General features: G+C 75.9%; 18 protein-coding genes. 8 read left to right on the forward strand and 10 right to left on the reverse strand.

The window, feature by feature from the left end; translation table 11 throughout:
* The first annotated feature begins 173 nt into the window (after nucleotides 1-173).
* The 3 genes from rnhA to RMN56_RS26300 all read left to right on the forward strand — a co-directional run bounded on the left by rnhA (nucleotide 174) and on the right by RMN56_RS26300 (nucleotide 2,193).
* Nucleotides 174-650 (forward strand): ribonuclease HI, encoded by a 477-nt coding sequence (gene rnhA / locus RMN56_RS26290; protein ID WP_313720301.1) that lies wholly within the window; start codon nucleotides 174-176, stop codon nucleotides 648-650.
* Nucleotides 651-736: 86 nt separating this feature from the next.
* A complete protein-coding gene (locus RMN56_RS26295) occupies nucleotides 737-1,960 on the forward strand; it encodes a cytochrome P450 (protein ID WP_313720302.1) in 1,224 nt (407 codons plus the stop codon).
* A complete protein-coding gene (locus tag RMN56_RS26300; RefSeq protein WP_376787231.1) occupies nucleotides 1,957-2,193 on the forward strand; it encodes a ferredoxin in 237 nt (78 codons plus the stop codon). The genes RMN56_RS26295 and RMN56_RS26300 overlap by 4 nt, the downstream gene beginning before the upstream one ends.
* 13 nt (nucleotides 2,194-2,206) lie before the next feature.
* Here the strand turns inward: RMN56_RS26300 and RMN56_RS26305 are convergent, their stop codons facing one another.
* The 5 genes from RMN56_RS26305 to RMN56_RS26325 form a co-directional block, all read right to left on the reverse strand.
* Nucleotides 2,207-2,467: a hypothetical protein gene (locus RMN56_RS26305; protein WP_313720303.1), complete on the reverse strand. Its 261-nt coding sequence runs from the start codon at nucleotides 2,465-2,467 to the stop codon at nucleotides 2,207-2,209.
* 36 nt (nucleotides 2,468-2,503) lie between these two features.
* Complete coding sequence (locus tag RMN56_RS26310) at nucleotides 2,504-2,740, reverse strand: preprotein translocase YidC (RefSeq protein ID WP_313720304.1); 237 nt, start codon at nucleotides 2,738-2,740, stop codon at nucleotides 2,504-2,506.
* Between the two features lie 114 nt (nucleotides 2,741-2,854).
* Nucleotides 2,855-3,787, reverse strand: a complete 933-nt coding sequence (locus RMN56_RS26315) for a pentapeptide repeat-containing protein (protein WP_313720305.1) — start codon at nucleotides 3,785-3,787, stop codon at nucleotides 2,855-2,857.
* 148 nt (nucleotides 3,788-3,935) lie between these two features.
* Nucleotides 3,936-4,346: an SSI family serine proteinase inhibitor gene (locus RMN56_RS26320; protein WP_313720306.1), complete on the reverse strand. Its 411-nt coding sequence runs from the start codon at nucleotides 4,344-4,346 to the stop codon at nucleotides 3,936-3,938.
* 161 nt (nucleotides 4,347-4,507) lie between these two features.
* The gene (locus RMN56_RS26325) at nucleotides 4,508-5,314 is read right to left on the reverse strand and encodes an SDR family oxidoreductase (RefSeq protein WP_313720307.1); all 807 of its coding nucleotides are present in this window, start codon (nucleotides 5,312-5,314) and stop codon (nucleotides 4,508-4,510) included.
* A 75-nt stretch (nucleotides 5,315-5,389) separates the two neighbouring features.
* On the opposite strand from RMN56_RS26325, the gene RMN56_RS26330 reads away from it, so the two are divergent.
* Nucleotides 5,390-6,808 carry an RtcB family protein gene (locus RMN56_RS26330; protein WP_313720308.1) on the forward strand — a complete coding sequence of 473 codons (1,419 nt, stop codon included), beginning with the start codon at nucleotides 5,390-5,392 and terminating at the stop codon, nucleotides 6,806-6,808.
* Nucleotides 6,809-6,814: 6 nt separating this feature from the next.
* Here RMN56_RS26330 and RMN56_RS26335 read toward each other — a convergent pair whose 3' ends face one another.
* From RMN56_RS26335 to RMN56_RS26345, 3 genes are all read right to left on the reverse strand, one after another.
* Nucleotides 6,815-7,243, reverse strand: a complete 429-nt coding sequence (locus tag RMN56_RS26335) for an archease (protein ID WP_313720309.1) — start codon at nucleotides 7,241-7,243, stop codon at nucleotides 6,815-6,817.
* Nucleotides 7,244-7,368: 125 nt separating this feature from the next.
* Nucleotides 7,369-8,094, reverse strand: a complete 726-nt coding sequence (locus tag RMN56_RS26340; protein WP_313720310.1) for a B3/B4 domain-containing protein — start codon at nucleotides 8,092-8,094, stop codon at nucleotides 7,369-7,371.
* 9 nt (nucleotides 8,095-8,103) lie between these two features.
* Nucleotides 8,104-8,715, reverse strand: coding sequence for a LysE family translocator (locus tag RMN56_RS26345; protein WP_313720311.1), 612 nt, complete (start codon nucleotides 8,713-8,715; stop codon nucleotides 8,104-8,106).
* Between the two features lie 29 nt (nucleotides 8,716-8,744).
* On the opposite strand from RMN56_RS26345, the gene pdxR reads away from it, so the two are divergent.
* The gene (gene pdxR / locus RMN56_RS26350; protein WP_313720312.1) at nucleotides 8,745-10,220 is read left to right on the forward strand and encodes a MocR-like pyridoxine biosynthesis transcription factor PdxR; all 1,476 of its coding nucleotides are present in this window, start codon (nucleotides 8,745-8,747) and stop codon (nucleotides 10,218-10,220) included.
* Nucleotides 10,221-10,336: 116 nt separating this feature from the next.
* Nucleotides 10,337-11,593 carry an MFS transporter gene (locus tag RMN56_RS26355; RefSeq protein WP_313720313.1) on the forward strand — a complete coding sequence of 419 codons (1,257 nt, stop codon included), beginning with the start codon at nucleotides 10,337-10,339 and terminating at the stop codon, nucleotides 11,591-11,593.
* 7 nt (nucleotides 11,594-11,600) lie between these two features.
* Here the strand turns inward: RMN56_RS26355 and RMN56_RS26360 are convergent, their stop codons facing one another.
* Nucleotides 11,601-12,581, reverse strand: coding sequence for a helix-turn-helix transcriptional regulator (locus RMN56_RS26360; protein WP_313720314.1), 981 nt, complete (start codon nucleotides 12,579-12,581; stop codon nucleotides 11,601-11,603).
* Nucleotides 12,582-12,625: 44 nt separating this feature from the next.
* Here RMN56_RS26360 and RMN56_RS26365 point away from each other — a divergent pair, with 44 nt between their 5' ends.
* Nucleotides 12,626-13,102, forward strand: coding sequence for a hypothetical protein (locus RMN56_RS26365; RefSeq protein WP_313720315.1), 477 nt, complete (start codon nucleotides 12,626-12,628; stop codon nucleotides 13,100-13,102).
* The gene (locus tag RMN56_RS26370) at nucleotides 13,102-13,557 is read left to right on the forward strand and encodes a hypothetical protein (RefSeq protein WP_313720316.1); all 456 of its coding nucleotides are present in this window, start codon (nucleotides 13,102-13,104) and stop codon (nucleotides 13,555-13,557) included. Before RMN56_RS26365 ends, RMN56_RS26370 begins: the two co-directional genes overlap by 1 nt.
* Here RMN56_RS26370 and RMN56_RS26375 read toward each other — a convergent pair.
* Nucleotides 13,541-14,212 (reverse strand): TetR/AcrR family transcriptional regulator, encoded by a 672-nt coding sequence (locus tag RMN56_RS26375; RefSeq protein WP_313720317.1) that lies wholly within the window; start codon nucleotides 14,210-14,212, stop codon nucleotides 13,541-13,543. The genes RMN56_RS26370 and RMN56_RS26375 overlap by 17 nt on opposite strands.
* Between the last annotated feature and the right edge of the window lie 58 nt (nucleotides 14,213-14,270).

A 14,270-nucleotide genomic window follows, 5' to 3' on the forward strand; every position in this document is an offset into this window, starting at 1 on the left:
GGCCGCCGTGTCCGGCGTGCCGACCCGTCCATGTCGACGACGGCAGCCTGCGTCCAGGCCCGCATGGCGGTGCACGACGTGGTCAGGCCGAGGGCGATTCCATGATCGGAGCGCTGGCGCCGCGGTCCGGGTCGGGTGGTGGCGCGCCGGGGCGTACCAGGTAGGTTGCCGGCATGGTGGAGGCGGCGGCCGGCGGGGTCGTGGAGATCTGGACCGACGGGGCGTGCAGCGGCAACCCGGGCCCCGGTGGGTGGGGCGCGCTGCTGCGCTGGGGCGGGCACGAGCGGGAGCTGTGCGGCGGCGAGGCCACCCCGACCACCAACAACCGGATGGAACTGACGGCCGCGATCCGGGCGCTGGAGAGCCTCACCCGCCCGGTCACCGTGCGGCTGCACACCGACAGCACGTACGTGCGCAACGGGATCACCAGCTGGCTGGCCTCGTGGAAGCGAAACGGCTGGCTGACCGCCGCCAAGCAGCCGGTGAAGAACGCCGACCTGTGGCAGCGGCTGGAGGCGGCCTGCGCCCGGCACGACGTGACCTGGCTCTGGGTGAAGGGCCACAACGGGCACCCGGAGAACGAGCGCGCCGACGCGCTGGCCAACCGGGGGATGACCGAGGCGCGGGCGGCGGCGGTGGCCGCTCGCTGAGCCGCGCGGGTTGTGTCGACCCCGGTCGATGGGTAACGTAGCGGATCGATGCCGTCACGGACAGTCGCCCTCCCGGAGGTGTCCGCGTGACCGTTGCTCCCCTCACCGACCTGCCGCTCTGGCCACCGACCAACCTCGACCGTGATCCGCTCGTCCCGCTCGACGCGGGGGAGCGGCGGCGGTTCGCCGGTCCGGTCACCCGGGTCCGGCTCCCCACCGACGCCACGGCCTGGCTGGTGACCCGGCACGCCGACGTCAAGCAGATGCTGCGCCACCCCGGCTTCAGCGCCGACCTCACCCGCCCGGGTTTTCCCCTGCTGCGCCGGCTCGCGCCCGGCGCGTTCGGCGACCGCCGCGGTGGATTCATCCGGATGGACGGCGCCGAGCACGCCCGGCTGCGCCGGATGCTCACCGCCGAATTCATGATCAGGAACGTGCGGCGGATCGAGCCGCTGATCCGGCAGACGGTCGACCGGGCGCTGGACGAGCTGCACGCCGCCGGCCCGCCCGCCGACCTCGTCACGCACGTCGCCCTGCCGGTGCCGTCGATGGTGATCTGCCACCTGCTCGGCGTCCCCTACGCCGACCACGAGTTCTTCCAGGAGCGCAGCCGCACGCTCATCGACCGGGACGCCCCGCCCGAACGGGTCCAGCGGCACGTGCGGGAGCTGCGCGACTACCTGCACCGGTTGGTCGAGGCCAAGGTGGCCGCCGGGGAGCGCGCCGACGACCTGCTCAGCCGGCTGGCCCGCGACCGGGTCGAGACCGGCGAGCTGGCCGTCGACGAACTGGTCGGCATGGCGGTGCTGCTGCTCATCGCCGGCCACGAGACGACCGCCAACATGATCGGCCTGAGCACCCTGCTGCTGCTGCGCCACCCCGCCCGGTACGCCGCGCTGCGTGACGACGCCGGGCACGCCGAGGGCCTGGTCGACGAGCTGCTGCGCTACCTCAGCATCGTGCGCACCGGCCTGCCCCGCCTCGCCACCGAGGACGTCGAGATCGGCGGGCGGCTGATCCGGGCCGGGGAGGGGGCCATCGCGGTGCTGTCCCTGGCCAACCGGGATCGGACCGCCTTCGACCGGCCGGACGAGTTCGACCCCTACCGGGCCGCGCAGCAGCACGTCGCGTTCGGCTTCGGGGTGCACCAGTGCATCGGCCAGCCCCTCGCCCGCGCGGAGCTGCGGATCGCGCTGGTGGAGCTGGCCCGCCGGTTCCCCCGGCTGCGGCCGGCCGTCACCGCCGGGCGGCTGCCGACCCGGGACAGTTCGGTCGTCTACGGCCTCGACGCGCTGCCGGTGACCTGGTGAGCGGGGCCGTGCGGGTCCGGGTGGACCGGGAGCGCTGCTGCGGCGCCGGCAACTGCGTGGTGACCGCGCCGGAGGTGTTCGACCAGGACGACGCGGACGGCCTCGTGCTGCTGCGCCGGGCCGAACCGCCCGCCGACGCGGCCGACCGGGTGCGGCTCGCCGTGGAGCTCTGCCCGGCCGGGGCGATCACCGTGGCGCCCCGGCCGGTGCCGGAGCGCTCCTCGACACCGTGAGGCGCCGGGCCGCTCACCGTTCGGGGCGGCCCTCCTCGATCTCCTCCGGCTCGTTCGCCGGGTCGGTGGTGCCGGACACGTCGGCCACGTCGTAGCCGGCCCGGCTGATCTCCCGGGCGGAGCGGCGATCCTCGGCCGGCAGGTCGGCGAAGTCGTCGCCGGTGTCGTCGGTGCTGTGCAGGGACTGGCCCGGTGGGCGCAGCGACGCCTCGTACGCGGTCGCGCCGTCGGGCTCGTCGGTGTTGGCACGGCCGAAGGACTCTTCACTCGTCATGTCGCACTCCTGCCCGTCCCGTCCGGAGGCAAACGCTCAGCGGGCCGCGTCCGGGTGCGTCGGCATCGAGGAGCCGCCGGAACTGCTGCCCGACGAGCCGCCGGCCACGCCGGAACCGTCGTCCTCGGTCACCTCGTCCGGTTTCGGCGCACCCGGCTCGGGCGCCGGCACGTCGGTGTCCGCCTCCACCTGGACCAGCCGGGCCTGGCCCGCCTCGTCCTCGGCGTGCGCCGGATCGACCGGCTGCCTGCTCTGCCGTGTCTCGTATTTCACTGGCCGTGTCTCGGGCTTCACCGGCCCGCCTCCCGTCCGTCGCGCGGTGACGCCGCCTACCCGGCGGGGTCGCCGCGAAACCCGGCCGCCCCGTCCCGGCGAACGGGGGTGCCGTCAGCGGCGACGCCGGCCTCCGGAGCGGCCGCCCGTCGGGCGCCCGCCGCCCGACCGTCCGCCGGACGACCGGGTCACGCCGGGCGACCCGACCGGGGTGACGGTCAGGGACCAGTGCGCGGGGCGGCGCAGGCTCCCGGGCAGGACCGTCCGGTGGTCGCCGCGGGCCGCGTCGAGCTGGGACTGGTGCACGAAGAGGCAGTCACCGAGGTCGGCCCCGCGCAGGTCGGCGCCGCGCAGGTCGGCCCCGGTCAGGTCGGCCGCGCCGAGGTCCACCCCGCGCAGGTCGGCGCCGATGAGGCAGGCGCCGCGCAGGTTCGCCCCGGCCAGGTCGGCTCGGCGCAGGTCCACGCCGATCAGCACGGCGCCGCGCCGGTCGACGCCGGCCCGGCCGGCCCGCGCCTGCTCACCGGCCCGGGACAGCAGCCGGTTGACCCGGTCCCGCTGCGCGTCGACGTCGACGGCGAGCAGCTCCTCCGGGGTGCCGTCGGTGAGCCGTTCGGTCTCGGTGCGGGCGGCGGCCAGCTCGTCGCGCAGCGGCCCGGCCGGGGTCAGCGCCACGGCCTCGGTCAGATACCAGAGCAGCTCGTGCAGCGGCCGCATCACCGCGAAGGTGTCGAACATCCGCCGCGCGGTCGCCGGGTCGCCCCGCCAGTCCCGCCCGCCGAAGGTGCCCTGGGCGACGTGCTGGCCGGCGCCGAAGCAGTCGAAGACGGTGCAGCCGGGGAAGCCACGCTGGCGCAGGTCCCGGTGGATGCCGCAGCGGGAGTCGGCGCCCAGGTTCGGGCAGGGCTGCCCGGCCGGCTTGTCGATGGCGAAGTCGGCGGAGGCGGCGAACGCCGGCGCGACGCAGCAGATCCCGAAGCAGCGCGCGCAGTCGGCGCGCAGTTCGGGGGCGCCGCCCGCCGCCCGCTGGTCCACCGCCTCCGACATCCCGCCCGGCCTCCCGCCACCGTCGGGCGCGCCCCTCACGCCCACCGCCATTCTCCCGCCGGGTCCGCCCGGACCGGCCGCCGGGGCTCCGCGGTGTGACGGACCCGGGGCGCGGCGCCCGCGCGGGGGCGGGCGCCGGCCCTCCGGCTCAGAAGTCGAACAGCACGTCGGTACCGCGGTGCAGGTGGCACCGGTTGTCGAAGGTCCGGGTGTACGCGACCGGCCGGTCCTGCCAGAAACCCACCGCGCGGGCGGTGACCGGGGCGTACTCCCGGGTGCAGGGGCCGGGCTGCACCTCGAGGGCGTCGAGGTGGCCGTCGACCCGGGCGACGAGCCGGCACGCGGTCGCCGGGTCGGGGTGCAGCCCGCCCTCGGGGCCGCAGGTCAGCACGGTGGCGCGGACGTCGCCGCCGCCGGCGTCGACGGTGAGCAGCAGCGCCGACGGGGTCTCGGGGCCGGGTCGGGGCGCCGCGCCGGCCGCCGTGGGCGCGGCGGTCGCGGCGAGGCCGCCGAGCGCGGCGGCCAGGGCCAGCGCGGCGGTACGTGGGGCGAAGGGCATGTGTCGTCCTTCCGTCGGGGCCCCGGGGTGGGGGCCGGTCGTCGGTCCGGGCCGTCGTGCGACCGGGCCGACGAGAACCCTAAGTGGACGGTGTGAACGCACAGCGTCACGAAGTGTTACACCGTTTCACCCCGGGCCACCGACGGGTGTGACACGCACCCTCACACCGACCGCCACCCGTCGTCGGGCAGGGACGACGCCTGGGGGCCCATCATGAGCATCCCGCCGTCCACCGGCCAGGACGCCCCCGTCACGTACGCGGCGGCCGGCGAGGCGAGCAGCGCCACCACGGCCGCCACCTCCCGGGCGTCCCCGGGCCGCCCCACCGGCACGCCCGGGCGTTCCTGGGTGAACGGGTCCACGTCCTCCTGCCCGGTCATGGGGGTGGCGATCTCACCGGGCGCCACCGCGTTGACGGTGATCCCGTCGGCCGCCAGTTCCTGCGCCATCACCTGGGTGAGCAGGCCCAGCCCGCCCTTCGCCGCGCAGTACGCCGACGAGCCCACCCGCGGGGCGTGCTCGTGCACGCTGGTGATGCTGATGATCCGGCCGCCCCGGCCGGCCGCCCGCATCCGCCGGGCAGCCCGCTGGGAGCAGAGGAACGGCCCGTCCAGGTCCACGGCGAGCACCTCCCGCCACTGCTCCCAGGCCACGTCGACGAAGGGCGTGGCCAGCCCGGTGCCGGCGTTGTTGACCAGCACGCCGAGCCCGCCGAGCCGGTCGGCCAGCTCGTCGACGACCGCGGCGCCCTCGGGCAGCCGGGTCAGGTCCATCTCGGCCACCTCGCAGCGGCGGCCGGTGGCGCGTACCTCGCCGGCGGTGCGCTCGGCGCCGTCCGGGTCGCCGTACCAGGTGATGCCGATGTCGAAGCCGGCCTCGGCGAGCGCCACGGCGCACGCCTTGCCGATGCCGGAGTCCGCGCCGGTCACGACGGCGATCCTGTCGTATTCCTCGTATCGCTGGGGCATGCTGGCGCACTACCCGGAGCGGGCGGGCTGAATCGGACCGGGTGTAACCGCTCGCGACCGGGGTAGCCGGGCCGGATGGACCTGGTCGAGGAGTCGCCGTACCGGTTCCGGATCGACCGGCACGAGCCGATGCGGGTGCCGGGCGTGGTCTTCGCCTCCCGCGCGCTGCTGCCGGACGCCGGGGCGGACAAGTCGCTGGAGCAGGTGGCGAACGTGGCCACTCTGCCCGGCATCGTGGACGCCTCCTACGCCATGCCGGACGTGCACTGGGGCTACGGCTTCCCGATCGGCGGGGTCGCCGCCACCGACGTCGAGAACGGCGGAGTGGTGTCGCCCGGCGGGGTCGGCTTCGACATCTCCTGCGGGGTCCGGCTGCTCACCGCCGACCTGGACCGGGACGCGCTGCGCCCCCGGCTGGACGCCGTCATGGACGGCCTCAGCGAGTCCACCCCGCGGGGCATGGGCAAGGGCGCCGTGTGGCACCTGACCGACGGGGCCGAACTCGACGCGGTGCTCCGCGGCGGCTCCCGGTACGCCGTCGAGCGCGGCTTCGGTGTCCAGCGGGACCTGGACCGCTGCGAGGACTACGGCGCGGTGGGCGACGCGAACCCGGCCCAGGTGAGCGAGCGGGCGATCGAGCGCGGGGCCCGCCAGGTGGGCAGCCTCGGCTCCGGCAACCACTTCCTGGAGGTGCAGGCGGTGGAGGAGATCTACGACGGGGCCGTGGCGGAGGCCTTCGGGCTGCGCGCCGGCCAGGTCTGCGTCATGATCCACAGCGGTTCGCGGGGGCTGGGCCACCAGATCTGCACCGACTACGTCCGGGAGATGGAGAAGGTGATGCCCCGGCACGGCATCCACGTGCCCGACCGGCAGCTGGCCTGCGCGCCGGTCTCGTCCCACGAGGGCCGCGCCTACCTCGGGGCGATGGCCGCCGCGGCCAACTACGCCCGGGCCAACCGGCAGCTGCTCGCCCACGCCGCCCGGCAGGTGTTCGCCCGGGTCACCGGCTGCGACCTCGACCTGGTGTACGACATCTCGCACAACCTCGCCAAGATCGAGACGCACGACGTGGACGGGGCGCCGCGCCCGCTCTGCGTGCACCGCAAGGGCGCCACCCGGGCCCTCCCGCCGGGACACCCCGAACTGCCTGACGACCTGCGCCCGGCCGGGCAGCCGGTCCTCATCCCCGGCTCCATGGGCACCGGCTCGTACGTGCTCACCGGCGTGGCCGGCTCGCCGGCCTGGGCGTCCACCTGTCACGGCGCGGGCCGGGTGCAGAGCCGCAAGCAGGCCACCAGGGCGGTCGCCGGGCACGACCCGCGCCGCGAGCTGGAGGCGCAGGACATCGCGGTGCGGGGCGCCAGCCGGCGCGGGCTGGCCGAGGAGATGCCGGCCGCGTACAAGGACGTCACCGCCGTGGTGGCGGCGGCCGAGGGTGCCGGCCTGTGCCGGAAGGTGGCCCGGCTCGTGCCGCTCGGCGTGGTGAAGGGCTGAGCCCGCTCACACGTCCAGCGTCACCGCGCAGCGCCAGCCGGCGGGCTCCGCCGCGAAGCGCAGCTCGTGCAGGGACACCGCCTTGGGAACCGCGCCCACCAGCTCCACCGCGTCGGTGCCGGTGGTCCGCCAGCGCACCGCCAGACCGCCGTCTTCGGCCGTCCGCACCTCGGTCTCCAGCGGCAGCTCGTCCGCCGTCTCCAGCCGGAAGATCACCTCGTCGAGGACGCCGACCAGCAGGTCCGCGTCGGCACCCGGCGGCACCCGGAACCCGGTCTCCCCGTCGGCGACCGCCCCCGTGGTGTCCACGAAGGTGTCCACCAGCGCGGTCACCGCCTCGGCCACGCAACCCTCCCGGTCCGGCGCCCACGCCTCGATGCGGACGTCGGCGGTGTGCGGGATGTTCCGGTGCCCGCGGGCCGGTGGTCGCTCCATGCCCCGATCATGCCGCCGCCGGTCCGGCGCCCCACCGGTTTCGACGACCTCAGGAGGACCGACGACCCGGACCACCGCACGGCCCGACCCGGCGGCGGCACGCCGCCAGGCGCACCGGCCGGCGGCTAGCGGCCGCCGGCGGCGGCGCCGGTCCGCTCGGACACCACGAAGTCGGGCGCCCCGGCGGTGAGCACCGCCGTCCGGGTCGGGGCCGCCCAGTCCGCGCCCAGCGCGGCGGCCAGCTCCGCGAGCATCCGGGGCACGACCCGGGGTCCGTCGTCGTGCATCGCCTCGATCACCACCAGCACCTCGGTGGTCTCCGCGCGCACCGCCGACGCGCCGCTCTGCCGGTGCGTCCACCGCCGGGAGTGGGCCCGGCCGGCCGCGTCGGCGAAGATCAGCTCATCCGGCTCCGGATGCTCCTCGTCCCCGCCGAGGGTCCGGTAGACCTCCGTGCCGAGAGCCGGGCGCACGGTCAGGTCCCCGGTGATCCGGGCGAGATCCAGCACGGCCACCGGCACGGCGTAGCCGAGGGAGAGGGCGTTGCCCAGGTCGACCAGCGGATGCAGCCGGGGCAGCGTCCCGTCGCGGCGGAACCGGCGCAGCAGCGACTCGGCGGCGCACCGGTAGCGGGTCGGCGGCGAGCCCGCCCGGGCGAAGGCCCGCCGCCAGGCCTGGATCTCCGGGAAGCCACCCTCCGTGCCGGCGGCGAGGCGGGCGCGGGCGGTGTCGGTGTACCGGGCGAGTCGCGGCGTGACGTCGACGCCGGGGGTGATGCCGGTGGCGTGCAGGACGCCGCAGGTCAGTTCGGGAAAGGTCGACCAGACCTGCGGGGAGTGCCGGAAGCGCACGGAAGGCTCCTATCGGGCGGTGAGGGCCAGGCCGAGGCCCAGGGCGAGGAAGCTGCCGGCGAAGCCGTGCCGCAGCAGGGCGGTGAGCCGGGGCCGCGCCAGCACGCGGCGGCGCAGCGCGCCGGCCAGCAGCGCGTACCCGGCGAAGACCACCAGGGTGGCCGCCATGAACACCGCGCCGCAGGCCAGCATCCGGACCGGCGCGTCCGGCGCGTCCGGCGGGACGAACTGCGGCAGGAACGCCACGAAGAAGACGGTGACCTTGGGGTTGAGCAGGTTCATCAGCACCCCGTCGCGGAACAGCCGGCCGGCCGGGCGGGGCGGGCGGTGCTCGTCCACCGGCAGCGGGCCGCGATCGCGCAGCGCCGCCCACGCCATCCAGAGCAGGTACGCCACGCCCAGCCAGGTCACCACCCGGAACGCCGGGGTGCCGGCGCGGAGCAGGGCCGCCAGACCGGTCACCGCGGCGACCAGGTGCGGGACGAGGCTGAGGGTGCAGCCGGCGGCAGCCACCAGGCCGGCCCGCCGGCCGGCGGAGAGGCCGGTGGCGAGGGTGTAGACGACCCCGGTGCCCGGGGTGATCACCACGACGAGCGTGGTCAGCAGAAAGGCGATGCTCACGCGGTCCAGCCTGGGCCCATAATGGTCGGATGGACAGGGCCAAACCGTCGACGGTCGAGGGGTCCATAACGTCCGGTGCGGATTTCCTCCAGCTCGACGTCGGCGAGGCCCCGCCGGGCGGGCGTGCCGACTGGCTGGCCGCCCGGCTGCGCGCCGCGATCGCCGACGGTCGGGTGCCGGTGGGCGCCCGGCTGCCGGCCAGCCGGGTGCTCGCCGCCGAGCTGGGCGTGTCCCGGGGCGTGGTGACCGAGGCGTACCAGCGGCTGACCGAGGACGGGCACGTGGTCGGGCGGGGCCGGGCCGGCACCGTCGTGGTGGCCACCCCGGCCGCCGTGGTCACCCGGGCGCCCGCGCCACGCCGCCCGCCGGAGGTGTTCGCCACGCGGCCGGACACCACCGTCTTCGACGCGCTGCGCAACGCTCCGGCGGAGCTGGACCTGACGCCCGGCGTACCCGATCTGGCGGCCTTTCCCCGCGCGGCCTGGCTGCGCGCGGAACGCGCCGTGCTGCACCGCCTGGCGCCGGCCGCCTTCGGATACGGCGACCCGACCGGCACCCCCGCGCTGCGGCTCGCCGTCGCCACCTGGCTGGCCCGCAACCGCGGCATCCGGGTGGACCCGGCCGAGGTGGTGGTCGTGGCCGGGGTGTCCCAGGCGCTCGGCCTGCTCGCCCAGGTGCTGCACACCCACGGGGTGCACACGGTGGCCGTGGAGGATCCCGGCTCGCTCGGCGTACGCCAGCACCTGAACAACTGGCGGCTGGACACCCCGCCCGTGCCGGTGGACGCCAACGGCCTGCGGGTCGACCGGCTGGAGTCCAGCGGTGCCCCGGCCGTCATGCTCACGCCGGCGCACCAGTTCCCGACGGGGGTGGTGCTCGACGGCGACCGGCGCCGCCGGCTGCTGCGCTGGGCCCGGCGCGGCGGGCTGGTCATCGAGGACGACTACGACGCCGAGCACCGCTACGACCGCCCGCCGGTGCCGGCGCTGCGGGGGATGCTGCCGGACGGCGTCTGCTACACCGGCAGCGTGTCCAAGCTGCTTGCGCCGGCGCTGCGGATCGGCTGGGTTCTGGTGCCGGCCCGGTGGCACGCCGACCTGGTGGCGGCCAAGCGGATGGCCGACCTCGGCAATGCCGCGCTGCCGCAGCTGGTGCTGGCCGAGCTCATGGACTCCGGCGCGCTGGAACGCCACCTGCGACTGCTGCGCCGCCGGCACGTCCGCCGCCGGGACGCGATGATCCGGGCGGTCCGCGAGCACCTGCCCGGCGCGGTGGTGCACGGCGCCGCCGCCGGCCTGCATCTGCTGGTCACCCTGCCCGGCGAGGTCGACGACACGGCCCTGGCCGCGGCGACCCTGCGCCAGGGCGTCAAGGTCCAACCCCTGTCCTGGCACGCGCAACGCCCGCAACCCCCCGGCCTGGTCCTCGGCTACGCCGCCAACCCGCCCTCGGACATCGACCGCGCCCTCACCACCCTCGCCCAAGCCCTCCACACCCTGCGCTGAACGCCCCCCTCGCCGGGTTGATCAAGAGGTTCGCGTCAGCGAGGAGATCGATCCCGACGCAAACCTCTTGATCGACGATGCGTTCGCCCGGCGGGAGTGGGTAAGGGTCGATGTGGATGGGCGGTCCTGACGGGCGGGGGGCGGGGATGGTGGTCGGGGAGCTGGTCGCGGCGGGTGCCGAGTCCGGGGTGGACCGTCCGCCCGGTACGGTTCTCGGCCGCTACGCCACGGCCGCCGTGCTGGTGCGCCTGGCCGACGAGGGCGCCCGGGTCGCCCTGGTGCTGCTGGCGATCGAGCGGACCGGCAGCGCGGCTTACGGAGGTCTGCTGGTTGCGGCGCTCATGGTGCCGCACGTGGTGGCCGGCCCGGTGGTCGGCGCGGTCGCCGACGCGGTTGGCCGGCGCCGCCTCTTCTACACCCTCGCCCTGCTCGGGTACGGCGGGGCGCTGGTCGCCGCCGTGGCGTCGGCGGCCGCGTCCCGGCCGCTGTCGGTCGCCCTCGTCGTCCTGGCCGGGTGCGTCGCGCCGATCATGCTCGGCGGGATGACGAGCCTGCTGGGCGACCTCGTGCCGGACCGGCTGGACACCGCGTTCGGCATCGACGCCACGTCGTACAACCTGGCGGGCATCGCCGGTCCGGCCATCGCGGCGGTCGTCGCCCTCGCGGCGGGCGCCACCGCGGCGACCGTGGTGCTGGCTGCGCTCGTGGCCCTGGGCGCCCTCATGCTGTGGACGCTGCCGATCCGCGACCGCCCGGCGCGCGCCCACCGCGACGCGGGGCCCGGCCGGCGCAGCCTCCTCGCCGGGGTGCCGCTGCTGTGGCGGCGGCCCCGGCTCGGCGCGGTGACCCTGGCCAGCAGCTTCGGGCAGCTCGGCGTCGGCGCCCTGCCGGTGGTCGCGGCGCTGCTCGCCGGCCGGTTCCAGCACACCTCGTACACCGGGCTGTTCCTGGCGGCCGCGTCGGTCGGAGGGCTGGTCGGCTCGTTGTGGTCCGCGCGCCACCCGATCCGCTCCCACCCGCCCGAGCGGGTCGTCCTGGTCAGCCTGCTCGCCATGGCGGTGCCGTTCGCGCTGGTGCCGCTCGTGCCGTCGGTGTGGGCCACGCTGCCGCTGTTCGCCGCCGTCGGGGTGCTGACCGGCCCGCTGTTCTGCGCGGTGCTCGCGGTGCGGGAGCGGGAGGCGCCGCCGGAGGCGCGCACCCAGGTGTTCACCGTCGGCGCCGGCCTCAAGTGCGGCGCGGCCGCCGCCGGCGCGGCGCTCGCCGGTGCCCTCACCGGCTTCGGGGTCGGCCTGCTGCTGCTCGGCGTGGCCGCCTGCCAGGCCCTCGGCGCCGCCGCGGGCGCTGCCGTCCTGCGCCTGCCGGACCGCCCGTAGCGCACGGTCAGGCCGGTGGCCGGTGGTAGAGGGCGGCCAGCGCGGTGGCGGTCTCCGCCAGCCGGTCGCGCAGCGCGGCGGGGGAGAGGACCTCCACCTCGGCGCCGAGCCGCAGCAGGTCGCCGTGCGCGTGGGTGAGCGACTCGATGGGTACGACCGCCCGCACCCAGCCCGCCGCGTCGGGCGGCCCGGCGCTGGCGTCCACCGCGCCGACCACCGCGTCGCTGGCGACCTCCCGCAGCCGCGCCCGGCCCGCGGGCGAGAGCCGGATGGTCGCCTCGTCCCGGTGCAACCGGGCCCGGAAGGCGACCACGTGCGCCCGCCACCAGGCCGGCAGGTCGAACTCGGGCCGGTCGAACGGCTCGTCCAGCGGGGTCAGGTCGAGGATCTGGTTGACCCGGTAGGTCGCCGGCTCGGCCCGGTCCGGGCGGGCGGCCACCACGTACCAGCGGCCGCCCTTGAGCACCAGCCCGTACGGTTCGAGGACCCGGCTGACCTCGCCGCTCCAGCTCCGGTAGCGGACCCGGACCCGGTGCTCCCGCCACACCGCCTCGGCCGCGGCGGCCAGGTACGGCGACGGGTCGCCGTCGGAGTACCAGCCGGGGGTGTCCAGGTGGAACCGCTGCTCGAGCCGGGCGGCCCGGTCGGCGAGCGGCGGCGGCAGCGCGGCGCGCAGCTTCAGTTGCAGGGTGGCCACCACCGACTCGTAGCCCAGCTCGGCGGCCGGCCCGGGCAGCCCGGCGAAGAGCAGCCGGTCGGCCTCCTCGCCGGTGAGCCCGGTGAGCCGGGTCCGCCAGCCGTCCACGAGCCGGTAGCCGCCGGCGTGTCCCGCCTCGCCGTAGAGCGGGATGCCGGCGGCGTGCAGCGATTCGACATCCCGGTAGACCGTGCGGACCGAGACCTCCAGCCGCCGGGCCAGCTCGGCGGCGGTCAGCCGGCCGTGGGCCTGGAGCAGCAGCAGGAGGGAGAGAAGCCGACTGGCCCGCATTCCACTGACACTAGCTGTCAGGGGAGCAGGCCTACTGTCCGGGCATGGCATTTCGGAACAAGGAACTGACCGTGCCGGGGACCGTCGAGGTCGCCGGCCGGCACGTCAAGCGTTACCACATCGACCAGCCGGAACGCCGCCTCGAACCGGAGGTCGTCGACGCCGCCTACGCGTACCTGCCGAAGCTGCTCCCCGACCCGGACGGCGACACCCCGCCGGCGGCCTGGGTGGTGCTGCACCGGGGCGCGGACACCGGCGCGTACCTGCTGGCGTACAGCTGGTTCTTCGACAACGTGGTGGAGTGCCGGATCGCGATCGCCGGCCAGCCCGCGCTGGACTGCCCCGACGACGACCCGGCGCACTTCGTCCCGCTGGACCGGCCCGGCGTCGGCTGCGTCTGGGAGCTGGGCGTGCTGGAGCACGAGCGGGCCGCCTGGGTCCGGCACGTCCTCGCCCCCGACCGGCCCGACCTGGCCGGCTACCTGGCCGACAGCCGCGCCGAGGGAACGGTGGGTTTCTGATGGGCGACTTCGACTTCCTCGTGGGCACCTGGGACGTGGCCAACCGGCGGCTGCGCGAGCGGCACGTCGGCAGCGACGACTGGGACGAGTTCTCCGGCACCAGCGTGGCGCACTCGTTCTTCGACGGCGCCGGCAGCTTCGACGAGATGCGCTGCCCGAGCCGCGGCTTCTCCGGCTCGACCGTCCGCATCCTCGACCCGGCCACCGGGCTGTGGTCGATCTACTGGATGAACAGCAAGCGCGGGGTGCTCGAATTCCCGCCGATGGTCGGCCGGTTCGTCGACGGCGTGGGCACCTTCTACGCCGACGACACCGACGAGGGGCGGCCGGTCCGCTGCCGGTTCATCTGGACGCGGAGCACGCCCACCTCCTGCCGCTGGGAGCAGGCGTTCTCCACCGACGGCGAGCGGACCTGGGAGACCAACTGGACCATGGACTTCAGCCGGACGGGCTGACCGGCGGGGTGGTGGTCCGGTAGATCGCGGTCAGCCAGACGTCGAGCAGCACGTCGACGACGTCCCGCTCGGCCACCGCCGGCCCGTCCCCGGCGAAGGTCGCGTACCAGACCCGCTCGTTCATGGAGTTCAACGCGATGGCGAGGTCCCGGGCGGGCAGCCCGTCCGGGGCCGCGCCGCGCGCGCGTTCCCCCTCGATGGCCGCCTCGACCGCGCGTACCCAGCGTTCGAGGACCTCGGCCCAGAGCCGGCGCACCTCGGCGTTGGTGCCGCGCACCTGGGCGCAGGCGAGCACCACGTCCCGGTGGCCGCCGAAGGTGGCGTGGAACCGGTCGATCAGCTCCCGCCAGCGGGCCCGCGGGTCCTCGGCGAGCCGGACCAGCGCGTCACCCGCGGCCGCGTCCGCCTCCTCGGTCACCCGGTCGAGCAGGGTGAGCAGCACGGCGTCCTTGGACGGGAAGTAGAAGTAGAAGGTGGGCCGGGAGATGCCGGCGCCGCGCGCCAGGTCGTCGATGGAGATGTCGCCGAAGGGCCGCTGCCGCAGCAGCCGCTCGGCGGTGGCGAGGATGGCCACCTCGCGGTCGTCGCCGGTGGAGCGGCCGGGTCGCCGCCCGCGCGTCGGCGCGGCGCCGGTCGGCGTACGGGCGGGTGTCATGTCGGCCGATGTTACACCCGCTCGACACCGTGTCGATTGCACTCGACAGGGTGTTGAC

The organism is Micromonospora halotolerans (genome assembly GCF_032108445.1).
Taxonomy (GTDB): Bacteria; Actinomycetota; Actinomycetes; order Mycobacteriales; family Micromonosporaceae; genus Micromonospora; species Micromonospora halotolerans.